We start from the raw sequence: 14,386 nt of genomic DNA, 5'->3' as shown, positions 1-14,386 counted from the left end.
TTATTATACAGGAGGCTTTTCCTTTTTCTATTTATAGTGGCCCTGCATTCCGCAAAGGGCGGCTCTTTCCTCCGCAATGACTGGCTCAAAACTCCGCATAAGTGGCTCATTTTCACTGCAATAATCAAATTTGACATCTATTCTTTTACTGGTTTTTTACAGGTCAGTTAAAAGAATAGGTGTTTTTTTATATTCTTTTTCAGGTGTAGATGTAACAGTATGAAAAGTCGAAGGCACAAATAGAAGTCTGGGTAGGATGGTAATTCTTTTTTAGGGAATTTTTCAAGAGATACCCCGACAGATTTGGAGTTGCACTCCAAATACCCATTTCGAAGTGAAACAGTCATGGGTTAAAACATTTCCCGCAGAAGTCGTATATCTTTCATTGGGGACAGGCCAAACCTACGGCTGTATTCCCGACTGAAATGCGATGGACTTTCATAACCTACCTGAAACGCTGCCTCAGCTGCTTCCATGTTTTCCGTTAAAAGCAATCGGCGTGCTTCCTGCAGCCGGAGCTGTTTCTGATACTGGATTGGACTCATGCCCGTGACTTCCTTGAAATGATTGTAAAAGGAGGAGGAGCTCATTCTAGCTTCTTTCGCCAAATCGGCAACCTTCAAGGGCTGAGCGAATTTTTTGTTCAACACCCCAATCGCCTTTGCAATCCGGTGGGCCTTACTACCTACGAGTGCAAAATGCTTCAAGGACTCATTCTGTTCATTCTGTAGTACCCGGTAAATAATTTCACGTTTGATACTTTCAGCTAGGACTGGTATATCCTTTGGGTTCTCCAATAGCCGAATAAGCCGTAATACCACTTCGAGGAGCGAGCCATTTATCCGGCTGACTTCCAGTCCACGTCCTGGGGAGCTACTAGGGATTTCTTGATTCGATGATTGAACGACTTCAAAGATCTGACTCATTTCAAGCTGCAAATGAACACATAAATAAGGTTTTTCAGGTGTAGCCTTTACAATTTGCCCGGTGATCGGTAAATGTACGGAAGCAGTCAAATAACTGGCCGAATCATACTTGTAGTTTTCTTCCCCGAGCAAGACCAATTTTGATCCTTGGGCCACAACACATAGGGACGGTTCATAAACAGAGTAAACCGGTTCGGAAATCCGAGAGGAACGAACAAACCTCAAGCCTGCTATAGACGTCTCATGCGTTCCATCCGTCATTACATTTCTCTCAATCAGCTCTGCTAATTCCTTCATTTGCTCCATGGACAACTCCCCCATCTTTTCCAGCAAACTTATAGATATCTTACACTATACTATATTTTATTGGAGTATTAGGCAATAATTGTGTATTTTTCCGCTACCCCCTCTTTGGCTCAAAAGTTCATAATGAATTTATGATGAGCCACTTTATTTGGAGGGGTAGAAATTGAGCAAGTTTCTGTTATTCGCTCTTTGGTACGCTTTATTTGTGTTATCTTATCCTGCAAAAAATGGAGTGCCATCCATCGTTTAAATATGAAAGGAGGTTATGAAATGAAAAAAGAACATGATCATTTACATCCCTATTTGGGAACCTGGGTGACCGCGGACGGTTATATTCGTCACGAGCTGCTTCCGAACGGACGATACGACGAAGCCCGTGGTGACCGCAAAAGTGCCTACCAAGGCAACTATACCATCAAGGGCAATCATATCGAATATGTTGATGATACAGGCTTTACTGCCGATGGTGATTTTATCAACGGGGTGCTTTACCATGCAGGTATGGTGTTATATCTAGAAGAACTCAGTGAAGGGAGCAATTAATAATGTCTGCACTTAATGAAAAAGTTGTTGTGATTACAGGGGCAAGCAGCGGAATTGGTGAAGCAACAGCCCGACTGCTTGCAAGCATGGGCGTTCATCTTGTTATCGGGGCAAGACGTATGGAAAGACTAGAAGCATTGGCATCTGACATTCTTTCGGATGGTGGTTCTGTAGTCGTTCAACAGCTCGATGTGACAGAATTAGAACAGATGCAGGCAATCATTAGATTAGCCCAAAGTCGTTTTGGACGAGTGGATGCTATTGTCAACAATGCAGGGGTAATGCCGCTCTCTCCTTTGGAAGCATTGAAGATTGAGGAATGGAACCGCATGATTGATGTCAATATTCGCGGCGTCCTCCATGGCATTGCCTCTGGTCTTCCTGTCATGAAAAAACAAGGCTACGGTCATTTCATAAATATCGCTTCCACCGGTGCCTACGAAGTTAGTCCGACAGCTGCTGTCTACTGCGCGACCAAATATGCAGTGCGTGCAATAACGGATGGATTGCGTCAAGAGACTGTGGGGCAAGATATCCGTGTAACCCTGTTATCGCCAGGGGTAACGGAATCAGAACTAGCTGATAGCATTACCGACAACGATGCAAGGGACTTCATGAAGGAATACCGGCGTACCACTCTGCCAGCAACGGCCATTGCTCGCGCTATTGTCTATGCGCTTGAACAGCCAGAAAATACCGACGTAAGTGAAGTGGTCATTAAACCAATGGTGTGAGGAAACCTTAGGCAGAGACTAGTATGTGAGAGGATTAGAAATCCAATTGGGGGATGAGTATATAAATTCTTGATAACTATTAACAAGACAGTACTCTTCCCTTTTCTTAACCTAAATCTGTTTAACCACCGAAAAAGCTGATTAACGCTTGTTAATCAACCCTTTAAGTTAATTCTGGTTATTTTGATGGTAATCCACTTAGAAAAAGTGGAAAAGAGACAGCAAAAACTGTCTCTTTTTAGTGTGTTATTAAAAACTTACCGTTTATTCATTTCGTTCGGATGTGGGCCTTTCCTTCTGTCCAGGTTAAGGCTATTAATGCTTTCCATTTCTTCATTGGTCAGCTCGAAATCAAAAACGTTAAAGTTTTCTTCGATTCTGGAAGGCGTTACGGATTTAGGAATAACAATCGTGTTGTTTTGCAGATGCCAGCGCAGCACTACTTGAGCTGGTGTTTTGTCATGGGACGCTGCGATATTTTTGACAGCATCGTCTTTTAGGATTTCTCCACCTTGTTCTAATGGGCTCCATGCTTCCACAAAGATATCATGCTTTGCACCAAACTCCTTGATGTCGTTTTGGGCCAGATGTGGATGGCATTCGACTTGGTTTAGAACTGGTTTTACGTCGCATTCGTCCAGCAGACGTTGTAGATGTTCAATTTCAAAGTTGCAAACGCCGATCGCTTTGACGCGGCCGTCGTTATAAAGCTTTTCCATCGCTTTGTATGTGTCCACATAGTCATCATATTCCGGTGTCGGCCAGTGGATCAAGTATAGATCAACATAGTCCAGGCCGAGTCTTTCCAGGCTTTCATCAAAGGCACGCAAGGTGTTTTCATAGCCTTGATCGCTGTTCCAAACCTTTGTCGTGATAAACAAATCTTCGCGTGGAACGGATGATTCTTTGATCGCCTTTCCTACACCTTCTTCATTTTTGTAGATCATCGCGGTATCGATAGAGCGATAACCAACTTCAAGCGCTTTGGATACAGCTTTTGTTGCCTCGTCATTTTCTACTTGCCATACTCCGAATCCGAGCTGGGGCATTTTCAATCCGTTGTTTAAAGTAATATAGTTCATTGGTTCACTCTCCTTTTTTATTTACCGTAATACTTTTATAAAGGGAATGCAATTAATCTAACCGGGGAATTGCTTTTATATTCTTTTCGGTATGTGTTATTAATCCTAGTGTTTTCCTAAGCACTGACAATCTTAATGCCCTATAGTGCTATTGCCCTCTAATCCGCTAAAAAGGAAGAGGATGACCACCTAACTATTTCCGTATTATGTATATAAATTGAAAGGGAAATGATACAGGATCCAAAGGAATAAAGGTATGGAAAACCAATTCAGGTTAGAATCAAAAATGTTGAGGTTTTAACAAAAATAGACGAGTCTAATCTCTGAGTTTAAAAAGGTACGTATATATACGCAACATTTTATTTAAGAGTTTAAGAATAAATGGATTAAAGGTCCTTAAATTAGAATTTATTAACGTTTTGTGATACTACAGGAAAGACGCAGATGTTGTTGATTTACAACATCTGCGTCTTTTTTGTCATTATAATTATCAATTATCAATTAAATCCCCCATTTAATTAGAAAACATGTAGAATTAATCGGATTTACATAGTATGATTAATATAATTAATATACTATGTTGTTGGGTTTGGAGTGGATGAGGATGAAGGCGGAACCATTGTATAAGCAAATTCAAGAAAAGATCAAAAATAAAATTCAATCAGGAGAACTTCGGCCTGGTGACCGAGTTCCTTCCGAAAAAGAATTAGCACAGCAGTATCATGTTAGTCAAATTACTAGTAAGAATGCACTGATAGGATTAGCTGATGAAGGTATCGTTGAGCGGATAAAAGGAAAAGGAACATTCATCAAAAAAAATAATAAATATACAGCCGCTGCTCCTTTAGCTGAATTCTCATACAAAGGGATAATCGGACTTATTATACCAACCATGAAAACGCAAGTGGATCAACAGCTTTTGAATTATATAGAAAAATATGTACGTGCAAATGGGTATGAACTGATTATTAGAATTACACGAGAGTCCCAAATAGAGGAAACCAATGCAGTCAATATGTTTCGTCAATTGAATGTCAAAGGGCTGATCATTTTTCCAACGGAAAAGGCAACGTATAATGAGGCAATCCTAAAGCTTACAATAGATCAGTTCCCGCTAGTGTTGATTGATAGATATTTAGAGAATATCAATACTTATAGTGTCAGCTCAGAAAATCTAAATGGTACGTATGAAGCAATTAGCTATTTACTGGATAAAGGCCATGAAAATATAGGGTTAATAAGTCGGCCAAACACTAACACTGCAACGAATGAAAGGATAAGTGGGTTTGAAAAGGCATTTTTAGACAAGGATTTGAATATCAATAAGAATTTATGGTGTTTATTGGACTTTGATATCATCTCAAAACAGGCGACAGAGACCATAGGGACTTTTTTAAAAGACAGACCAGGTGTAACAGCGGTCTTTTCCATGAATGCAGAGCTTGCCAAGTACACGTACACTGCTGTAAGAGAGATCGGGATGCAAGTCCCTCAAGATATAGAAATCGTCTCGTTTGACCCGACTAGGAATGCCGCAATATCTTATATTCAGCAAAATATAAAAGAAATTAGTAAAACTGCTGTTTGTTTACTGGTAAGGCAGCTAAATGATGAATATGAACCGGAGAGGTTATTTATCCCAGTTGAATTTGTTACAGCTTCTTCCCTGTAAGCAGCCACTTTTTTCCTCGGAACTGCCATTTGTTAAATTCCATCCGGTTTACTACTCTGACTTCGCCGCGTAATGTGTGCTCTTGTTGCATATTACAAGGGGGAGTTTTTTTATTTTATTAATCGGTATTCATGGTGGTGATGGGATGCTTATGCCCTCTGTGTGATTTGAATCAGGCAACAATACGATAAAAAACATATTTAGTATATTTTATACTAAATATGTTATATAAGTGATACACTTAATATTGTATCATCTTGGTAAGCGGTTACAAAAAGTGTGAGAGGTTGAAATCATTCGTTGCAAGTAGGTCGGTTCTTTCATCAATAAAGCCAAAGGAGCGTGATGCAACTCTAAGGTCGGGTTTCATTCTTCTGCAAAACAATGTTAAAAAACTCCGTATTACAGAAAAATGTATTAATCTTTTGCGAAGCTGGCTTTATAAATTTCTGAATTGTTAAAAAGTAACTCGATTTTGTTTTTTCATGTTTGAGGAGGAGGAGTAAGTTATGAAAAAGTGTCTCATTTTCTCTGTAGTCTTGTCACTGACCGTCCTTATGTTGGCTGCATGCTCTAGTTCAGGTGGATCGGGTGATAAAGCCAGCGGTGCTGACAATGGCGAAACGAATGGTAAATCAGATGTCAAGATACCTGAGGGTGCAACAGAGGTCGTGATGTGGAACCTTTTTGGTGGTGGAGATGCAGAATACATGCAAGAGATCATCGATGAATTCAATGAGAGTCAATCCGATGTCTATATAAACAATGTTATGCAGGATTATGATGAGTACTATACAAAGCTTTTGACCAGTGTTGCAGCGGGCAAGGGGCCGGATTTAGCCATATCGCACACAAGTGTGTTGCCGGAACTGATTAGTCAAGGCCTTGTGCAGGAATTGGATTCACTGGGATCAGAAGTCGGAGTGAATTGGGATGAATTCAATTCCAATATTTTAGAAGCAACTGTTTATGATGAAAAGCACTATGCAGTACCGATTGATACACACGCACAAATACTTTATTTGAATAACAAGCTTGTGGGTGATGCCGGGCTGCTTGATGAAAACGGCAATCCAAAAATAGAGGAAACACCAGAAGGGTTTGTAAATTTCTTAACAACGCTCAAAGACGAATTGCCTGACGATAAATACCCCTTGGCATTCTCTACTGCAGGGGTGGATAGTTACCGTCTATGGTGGTCTTATTATACCCAGCTTGGCGGGGAGCATATTTTGTCCGAGGAGGATATGGAAAATCCTGAATATATCCTGGATGTCGATAAAGCGATTGAAGCAGCTAACTATTTGAGAGGTTTTTATTATGATAGTGAAGTTGTCCCATTAAATCTTGAGGATTTTTATACGGAGTTTCAATCTAAAAATGCTGCTGCTATTTCTACGGGGGTATGGGCCACTGGAACATGGGAAACGACGGAGGACTTAGACTTCTCGGCGATGCCAGTACCGAATGTATTTGATCAAAAGGGTACTTGGGGAGATTCACATACCTTTGTCATCCCTTATTATCAAAATGCTGATCCAGAAGTACAAAAGGCGGCAATTCAATTCATGGATTTTGCTACGGATAAAGGGGCGATTTGGGCTAAAGCAGGTCATATTCCTGCGAAAACAAAGGTTATAGAATCGGAAGAGTATGAAGAGCTTCCATACCGTAGTGAGTACGCTCAGGTAGCGAATTATGTTAATTTTGCAGACCATACCATTTATGGGAGAGGTGTGCAAGACATCATGGTACGAAATTTGGATTTAGTTTGGACGGGTGAAGTTACAGCTGAACAGGCATTTAAAACAATCGAGAAAGAAATCAAGGACTTAATAGACTAATCAGGGAAAAACTCTTTTAATCTAAAGCTCCTAACCAGCTTAGGAGCTTTAGAGTTTGATGGAAAGGGGTTACGCATGAATAAAAAATCGTGGATACAAGACTTGAAGGCAATTCCTTATCTTTTACCCTTTTTTGTGGCCTATCTACTATTTACGATCCTTCCTATATTTAAAGGATTGGAAATGAGTTTGTTTGATTGGACTCTCGTTAGAAAAATGGAGTTTGTAGGATTGGAAAATTATAAAGAGATGTTTGGAGATCCTCACTTCTGGCGAACACTTTGGAACACGACATTATTTGTTATCTTGACAACTCCGACCATGGTGGCGCTCGCGTTAGGCTTAGCCCTATTAGCTAATATCAAAACGAAGCTTCAAACCTTTTTTCGCAGCTCGTTTTTCTTGCCGAGTATTTTATCCGTAGCAGTTATCTCCTTTCTAGCGATTTTTATGCTTCAACCATACAGTGGTTTTGTTAATACTGTGCTGCACAGTGTCGGTATTGAAGCAGAACCCTTTTGGATGGCAGATAAAGTACTTGCCTGGATAAGTATTGTAGTAGTCACTTTGTGGTGGACGGTTGGTTTTAATATGGTTTTATTCCTTGCAGGATTACAAGATATCCCTGATTCCTTGTATGAAGCAAGTGAAATAGATGGAGCAAGTCGTTGGGATCAATTCCGTCATATCACATTGCCGCAGCTTGTTCCAATCGGGAAAGTGATTTTGTTATTGCAAATACTGGCTTCCTATAAAGTATTTGCACAAATCTTGTTGATCACAGGTGGCGGCCCTGGCGGTGCAACCAGACCTCTCATTCAATATATTTATGAAGCAGGGTTTAGACAAAACAACCTAGGCTATGCTGCTACCATGTCTTATGCGTTGTTCTTTATTTTGTTAATACTCTCTATTATCCAACTTCGGAACCAAAGATTGGAGGAGCGATAAATGGGTGAGCCTAATGTAGAAAAAAAATCAACGTCGAAGACAGAAGTATCTAGTTTATTAGAAAAAAACCGTGATCCATTACGAAAAGGGAAGTTAACCGTAGGGCTCATTGTTGCCGCCTTATTCATTCTGCCGATTATTTGGATGTTGTTGGTTTCTTTAAAACCTAATGGCTATTCGACAACGAATCCTTTAGATTGGTTTTTACCGCCTTTTACTTTTACCAACTATATTGACATAGTAGTCGACAGTCTTATTTTACGTTGGTTGTTCAATAGTTTTCTTGTTGCAACGATCACAACCATATTGACGTTGATCCTGACGTCTCTTGCAGCTTTCGCTATTTCTCAAATGAAGTTTCGCTACAAAAATTTCATCTTTATCTTCTTTCTTTTAGGATTGATGATTCCGGGAGAAGCCACCATCATCCCGCTTTATGAGATTGTGAAGAATCTAAATATGTTGGATAGCTATGCAGGCTTAATATTGCCTATGATTGCATCGCCATTAGGCGTCATTGTATTGAAGAGCTTTTTTGACAATGTTCCGAAAGAGGTAATTGAGAGTGCCATTATTGACGGTTGTTCCAATTTTAAGATTTTCTATAAAATTATCTTGCCGTTGGCCAAACCTGCAATGGCATCTATAGGTATCTTTACCTTTATTGGATCATGGAATAACTTTTTATGGCCCTATTTATCTATCCTATCCGAGAATTTATACACGTTACCGGTGGGTCTCCCGGTATTCAATGCAACTTATTCACAGGCATATGTGTTACCGATGACGGCAAATGCTATCGCTTCCATACCAGTGATTATCGTGTTCTTGATTTTTGAAAAACAAATCGTTAAGGGCATTAGTTTTACAGGAATAAAGGGGTAAAAAAGGAGAGAAATACATGGAGACAACAACAAGTATCAAAACGTATCAGCGAACGGAATATCCGCGTCCGCAATTTAAACGTCAATCGTGGCTGAATTTAAATGGAACGTGGAAATTTGCTTTTGATGATCAGAATATCGGCGAACATGCATTATGGTATCAAACACCGTCCTTTGCTACGGATATACAAGTGCCTTTCACGTATGAAACGAAAGCGAGCGGCATCGGAGAGGAAGTGTTTCATCCGTATGTATGGTATCAACGATTATTTACCATCCCAAAGGAAGAAGCAGGTAAACGAGTCATTCTGAGGTTTCAGGCATCTGATTACCTTACTAAGGTATGGGTTAATGGAAGCTATATTGGTTACCATGCGGGTGGAAATGCCGCGTTTTCTTTTGACATTACGAACGCGGTAGATAGTACGAAGGATAATGAATTGGTTGTCAAAGTAGAAGATAGTCAAAGCTGCACTCAACCCAGAGGGAAGCAGCGCTGGAGAGATGAAAACTTTGGGTGCTGGTATGTCCAAAATACCGGGATTTGGCAAACGGTCTGGTTGGAATTTTTAAGTGATGTGAATGTGGATCATGTGAAAATCACGCCAAACATCGATAAGCAGTCTGTTAGCTTTGAATATAAGCTAAGTGGGGCGAGTATAGAGGGTTGTAGATTAGAAACAATAATTAGCTTCAATGGGGAAAAAGTAAAAGAGTTCGCCATCGTGGCTGACAGAGCTACCATGAAATGTGTGGCCGACTTGCGTTCTGAGTTAATGGAATGGAAAGTCATGCATTGGACCCCGGAAAATCCGCATTTATATGATGTTACATTTCGCCTGTTTGCAGGTGGGGAACTAGTTGACGAAGTGGATTCCTATTTTGGTATGCGAAAAATATCTGTAAAAGGTGATCAAGTATTATTGAATAATGTTCCTATCTATCAAAAACTGCTGCTGGATCAGGGATACTGGCCGGACACTATGCTGACACCTCCTTCTGACGAAGCGATGATAGAAGATATTGAAAAAACAAGGAAGATGGGATTCAACGGCGTTCGAAAACACCAAAAAATTGAAGATGAACGCTTTCTGTATTGGTGTGATAAAAAAGGATTGCTTGTCTGGTCAGAAATGGCAGCGACCTATGAATTTTCAGATGAAGCGGTAGAAAACTTTATTAATGAATGGCAAGAGATCATGAAGCAGCATTATAATCATCCTTCCATTATTACTTGGGTTCCATTCAATGAATCGTGGGGAATCCCGAATATCCTGGTGGATGAACAGCAACAAGCATTTACAGAATCCATCTATTACTTGTCCAAAACAATAGATCCAGAACGTCCAGTCATCGTAAATGATGGGTGGGAGCATACCGTTTCTGACATCATAGCGCTCCATGATTATGAAGAATTTGGAGAATTATTCTTAAAGCGCTATAAAGATAAGGAGCAAATTCTGCAAAATATAATTCCTCACAATAAGCATAAATATGCATTTGCAGAGGGATATGAATATAAAGGTCAACCAGTCATTGTTACCGAATATGGTGGCATTGCCTTTGATGATGACAGTGGCTGGGGGTATGGGCACCAAGTACAAACGGAAGAAGAATTCCTGAAACGCTATAAAGATATCACCGATGCAATTAAAGAAATCCCATATATTAGCGGTTACTGTTATACGCAAACTACGGACGTTCAACAAGAAATCAATGGGTTATTGAAAGCGGATCGAACACCGAAAATTGCCTTGGAAAAAATTAAAGCCATTAATGAATAAGAGGTAGTTTGGGGGGCCATAAAGGGAGGATTTTGTCGTTATGAAAATCCAAGCTTTGTGATTCAGGCTCTTTTGTATAGGAAGCGTGCAAGTAATAAGGGTATTGGAGGGGAATGGATGCGCTTATTGTCTGTTGTACTTTTTGTAATGATTGGTTTTTGCAGCGCGTGCAGTGGGGATGGTGAGAGTCCAGAGAAGCCTAAAGCGAGCGGTTACCAAAATCCAATCATGTTAGATAACGAGTGGGAAGACTATGGCTTGGGTGATCCATACGTATTTAAGTACAATGGTTTGTATTATTTATATGTAAGTACACGGGATACGGATATAGGAGTGAAAGTATGGAGTTCCCCCGATCTAGTAGATTGGAAGTACGAGGGGCTTGCAACGGAAGAGGAGGAGACGAGAGCAGCTTATGCGCCGGAGGTAATCTATTGGAATGGATACTTTTATATGTACACTTCTCCTGGAGGGAATGGACACTACGTCCTAAAAAGTGATAGTCCCGTTGGTCCGTTTGAAGTGGTGACGGATAACTTCGGTAAATCGATCGATGGTAATGTGTTTATTGATGATGATGGTTCCATGTACTTCTCACATGCAGGGACTGGAGGAATTGAAATTGCTTCTATGCGTGATCCGGAAACGGTTGGTGAAAGCACGGTTACCGCAGCATATATGAATGGATGGACGGAAGGATCCACAATTTTTAAAAGAAATGGCAAGTACTACATGACCTATACGGGTAACCATGTGTTTAGCGAAGGCTATCGTATTGATTATGCGGTAAGTGATAGTCCAACCAACGGATACCGGCCGTCTAGACAAAATCCATTGGTTCTAAATACAGAGGGAGAAACAGTAGGACTTGGACACAACAGTGTAGTCAAAGGCCCCAATCTAGATACAGACTATATCTTTTATCATAATTTAGAGGGACCTGGAGTTGTTGGTCCGTTACGGCACATGAATATGGACCGAATGGCGTGGAATGGAGATAAGATGTCGGTGTTAGGTCCGACTCATACAAAACAACAAAGTCCCGAGCTTCCTGCCTTTGAAGACCGTTTTGGTCGGAAAAACGTCAAATCCAACTGGATCAACCTCGATGATGGAGATTGGGAGATTGATGATAAAACGTATCTAAGGCAAACTTCTACAGAATCGACTAATTCCTATAGGCTAGTGACCAAAGCAGAAACAAAAAGTAACTATACGGCTGAATTTCATGCGAAGCTGCTGGAGGATGAGGAGGTTTCTGGTTTATATGGTGCCGTTTTTTCTTATCAGGACGAAAATAACTATGGTGTCGCGTTATTGGATCCAAGTGAAAGCACCTTGGTTACTCGCTTTGTTAGGGATGGAAAAGAATTTCATTCTGAATCCTCTATACTGCCAACTGAGTTTGATTTTACAAAGTTACATCAAATAAGGGTAGAAAAATCCATGCATTCTTTCAAAGTTTACGTTGATGGCATGCTGAAACAAACAGTAGAAGCATCTCTTAAGGAAGGAAAGATTGGCTATTTGACAAAGAGTGCACAGGCGGAATTCGGTTATGTTGCCTTTAGTAATAAGGTGAACGGAAGTGGTGTATGGGATATTAACAAGCCCCTTCCGGGTACAGTGGAGGCCGTGCATTATCAGAGTGGCGGAGAAGGTATCGGCTATCACGATGACGATCAAGGTTCTACTAACAATGAATACCGACCCGATCCAGTAGACATTCGAAAGGATTCAGAGGGTGCCTATTATGTACGTATGGATCAACCGGAAGAATGGCTTTCCTATAAGGTGAATGTTGACGAAGCCAATAGCTTTCATGCAGATCTTCGAATTGCGACACAGGATGAAGATAGCCAGTTGAAAATTAAACAGGGAGATACTGATATTACGGGTACTATATCTTTACCAAATACAGGCGGTAATGATAATTGGAGAACCATAACGATAAAAGATTTAGAATTAACAAAAGGCAACCAGGAATTAAGAATAGAGGTAGTCAAAGGCGAAGTAAATATCGCCTCTATGACCTTTTATAAAGGGAGTACCATGACTCCTCTAAGTGATGATTTTACTGAGCGAATTAACTTGGATTGGTCAATGTACGAGAACTATTGGTCGGTTAAAGATGATACATTCCAACCAAGTGACAAAGCCTTTTCCAAGGTGCTTGTCGGCGAAAACGGGTGGACCGACTATCAGGTGGAAGCGGATATACAGTTAGGTAATACGAGTGGTGATGCGGGCATCCTGGTACGTGGGCTCAATCCGGCTAATGGTATGTCACATGGACAAAATAATCCCGACTTTATGCAAGGCTACTATGCGTTTATCACAACTAATGGAATTTACTTAGGAAAGCAAAATTATGGATGGGAAACATTGGATAGTGTCTCTGCAACGTTACCGGTAGATTCTTGGCATCATGTGAAAGCGGATGTGAAAGGAACTAGGCTCAAAGTATTTGTGAATGATATGGATACACCTAAAATCGTGTACGAAGATACATCGGTTCAGCCTTTTACACACGGGAAAGCTGGTTTTCGAGTAATGAATAATCAAGCAAGCTTTGACAATTTTCAACTGAAACCTAATTAATTTAGACTGAAATTAGTTGGTTGGAAGGTCATTCCGCTAGTTAACTTTATATTTAAGAAGGGTGAATGCATGAAGGAAAGAACCTTTAAAAATCCTCTGTTAAATCCAGGTGCTGATCCGTGGGTCTATAAGGATAAAAGCAAGTATTATTTCATGTGCACAAGACGTAAAAGACTTGATTTGTGGAGGTCAAAAAGTTTAACGGGCATTCCGGATGGGGAGTGCAAAACTATTTGGACACCTCCGCGCGAAGGGATAAACAGTGACAATATATGGGCTCCGGAGATTCATAAAGCGAATGGGAAATGGTATGTATATTACACTGCTAACGATGGGAAAGGTGGAGATAAGACTAGAAAAATCTTTGTCTTAGAGAATAAAGCCGAAGATCCATTTGATGGGAAGTGGATTGAAAAGGGCTATATAAATACAGAACATCCAGGTTTGGATGGGACTATTTTTGAACATAAAGGAAAATGGTACTTTGTGTATGCGGGCTATGGGTACTTCCCTGATTATGGATCAGCTCTTTATATGGCAGAAATGGAAAACCCATGGACACTATCCAGCTCGGATATATTGATATCAAAACCTGAATACGATTGGGAAAAACAAGGTGGAATGGCCATAAATGAAGGGCCGGTCATGTTAAAAAGAGGCAATATGTTATTTTTGGTTTACTCAGCCAGTACTACATGGTCTGATGATTATTCATTAGGGATGTTGACTGCATCAGCAGATTCCGATGTGTTGAATAGTCGGTCATGGCTCAAATCACCGGTTCCTGTTTTTTCAAAGAGTGTGAAAAACAAGATGTTTGCTCCCGGGCATAACAGCTTTGTTCAATCACCAGATGGTACGGAGGATTGGATTGTTTATCATGCAATTCCTCAATCGGAAGGTGGCAATGAGCTTCGAATGACTTGTATTCAAAAATTTGGCTGGCGATCTGATGGAACACCTGATTTTGGTATGCCTTTACCAACCTCAGCATCAATAATTGTTCCGTCAGGAGAATAGATAAAACGTTCGTAATCCTTGTTAGTGGTGGCTGACAAT

At 40.4% G+C, this 14,386-nt stretch carries 11 protein-coding genes; 9 read left to right on the top strand and 2 right to left on the bottom strand.

All coding sequences use genetic code 11. The annotated features are described in order from the left end of the window. Positions 1 to 350 precede the first annotated feature (350 nt). Positions 351 to 1,232, bottom strand: coding sequence for an AraC family transcriptional regulator (locus F6X55_RS13425; RefSeq protein ID WP_153464026.1), 882 nt, complete (start codon positions 1,230 to 1,232; stop codon positions 351 to 353). Between the two features lie 270 nt (positions 1,233 to 1,502). On the opposite strand from F6X55_RS13425, the gene F6X55_RS13420 reads away from it, so the two are divergent. Together F6X55_RS13420 and F6X55_RS13415 are read left to right on the top strand one after the other, a co-directional pair. Beyond that, complete coding sequence (locus F6X55_RS13420) at positions 1,503 to 1,775, top strand: Atu4866 domain-containing protein (protein WP_153464022.1); 273 nt, start codon at positions 1,503 to 1,505, stop codon at positions 1,773 to 1,775. A 2-nt stretch (positions 1,776 to 1,777) separates the two neighbouring features. After that, the gene (locus F6X55_RS13415; RefSeq protein WP_153464019.1) at positions 1,778 to 2,509 is read left to right on the top strand and encodes an SDR family oxidoreductase; all 732 of its coding nucleotides are present in this window, start codon (positions 1,778 to 1,780) and stop codon (positions 2,507 to 2,509) included. Positions 2,510 to 2,766: 257 nt separating this feature from the next. On the opposite strand, the gene F6X55_RS13410 is transcribed toward F6X55_RS13415, so the two are convergent. Then, positions 2,767 to 3,591 (bottom strand): aldo/keto reductase, encoded by an 825-nt coding sequence (locus F6X55_RS13410; protein WP_153464016.1) that lies wholly within the window; start codon positions 3,589 to 3,591, stop codon positions 2,767 to 2,769. A gap of 604 nt (positions 3,592 to 4,195) precedes the next feature. Here F6X55_RS13410 and F6X55_RS13405 point away from each other — a divergent pair. From F6X55_RS13405 to F6X55_RS13375, 7 genes are all read left to right on the top strand, one after another. Then, on the top strand, positions 4,196 to 5,263 hold the full coding sequence (locus F6X55_RS13405) for a GntR family transcriptional regulator (protein ID WP_237648668.1): 1,068 nt from the start codon (positions 4,196 to 4,198) through the stop codon (positions 5,261 to 5,263). 509 nt (positions 5,264 to 5,772) lie between these two features. Then, positions 5,773 to 7,107, top strand: a complete 1,335-nt coding sequence (locus F6X55_RS13400; protein ID WP_026772039.1) for an extracellular solute-binding protein — start codon at positions 5,773 to 5,775, stop codon at positions 7,105 to 7,107. 75 nt (positions 7,108 to 7,182) lie between these two features. After that, on the top strand, positions 7,183 to 8,058 hold the full coding sequence (locus tag F6X55_RS13395) for a carbohydrate ABC transporter permease (protein ID WP_026568849.1): 876 nt from the start codon (positions 7,183 to 7,185) through the stop codon (positions 8,056 to 8,058). Continuing rightward, positions 8,059 to 8,943 (top strand): carbohydrate ABC transporter permease, encoded by an 885-nt coding sequence (locus tag F6X55_RS13390; RefSeq protein WP_153464010.1) that lies wholly within the window; start codon positions 8,059 to 8,061, stop codon positions 8,941 to 8,943. 16 nt (positions 8,944 to 8,959) lie between these two features. Then, the gene (locus F6X55_RS13385; protein WP_153464007.1) at positions 8,960 to 10,726 is read left to right on the top strand and encodes a glycoside hydrolase family 2 protein; all 1,767 of its coding nucleotides are present in this window, start codon (positions 8,960 to 8,962) and stop codon (positions 10,724 to 10,726) included. Positions 10,727 to 10,843: 117 nt separating this feature from the next. Further along, positions 10,844 to 13,327: a family 43 glycosylhydrolase gene (locus F6X55_RS13380; RefSeq protein WP_153464004.1), complete on the top strand. Its 2,484-nt coding sequence runs from the start codon at positions 10,844 to 10,846 to the stop codon at positions 13,325 to 13,327. 69 nt (positions 13,328 to 13,396) lie between these two features. Beyond that, complete coding sequence (locus F6X55_RS13375) at positions 13,397 to 14,347, top strand: glycoside hydrolase family 43 protein (protein WP_153464000.1); 951 nt, start codon at positions 13,397 to 13,399, stop codon at positions 14,345 to 14,347. Positions 14,348 to 14,386: the final 39 nt, after the last annotated feature.

The organism is Sediminibacillus terrae, from assembly GCF_009602435.1.
Taxonomy (GTDB): domain Bacteria; phylum Bacillota; class Bacilli; order Bacillales; family Amphibacillaceae; genus Sediminibacillus; species Sediminibacillus terrae.
This window is presented reverse-complemented; position numbering and strand designations above follow the sequence as displayed.

Coding starts and splice junctions, on each gene's coding strand:
- F6X55_RS13395 (WP_026568849.1), top strand. CDS start 7,183: ATGAATAAAAAATCGTGGATACAAGACTTGAAGGCAATTCCTTATCTT.
- F6X55_RS13405 (WP_237648668.1), top strand. CDS start 4,196: ATGAAGGCGGAACCATTGTATAAGCAAATTCAAGAAAAGATCAAAAAT.
- F6X55_RS13410 (WP_153464016.1), bottom strand. CDS start 3,591: ATGAACTATATTACTTTAAACAACGGATTGAAAATGCCCCAGCTCGGA.
- F6X55_RS13380 (WP_153464004.1), top strand. CDS start 10,844: ATGCGCTTATTGTCTGTTGTACTTTTTGTAATGATTGGTTTTTGCAGC.
- F6X55_RS13415 (WP_153464019.1), top strand. CDS start 1,778: ATGTCTGCACTTAATGAAAAAGTTGTTGTGATTACAGGGGCAAGCAGC.
- F6X55_RS13375 (WP_153464000.1), top strand. CDS start 13,397: ATGAAGGAAAGAACCTTTAAAAATCCTCTGTTAAATCCAGGTGCTGAT.
- F6X55_RS13390 (WP_153464010.1), top strand. CDS start 8,059: ATGGGTGAGCCTAATGTAGAAAAAAAATCAACGTCGAAGACAGAAGTA.
- F6X55_RS13385 (WP_153464007.1), top strand. CDS start 8,960: ATGGAGACAACAACAAGTATCAAAACGTATCAGCGAACGGAATATCCG.
- F6X55_RS13400 (WP_026772039.1), top strand. CDS start 5,773: ATGAAAAAGTGTCTCATTTTCTCTGTAGTCTTGTCACTGACCGTCCTT.
- F6X55_RS13420 (WP_153464022.1), top strand. CDS start 1,503: ATGAAAAAAGAACATGATCATTTACATCCCTATTTGGGAACCTGGGTG.
- F6X55_RS13425 (WP_153464026.1), bottom strand. CDS start 1,232: ATGGAGCAAATGAAGGAATTAGCAGAGCTGATTGAGAGAAATGTAATG.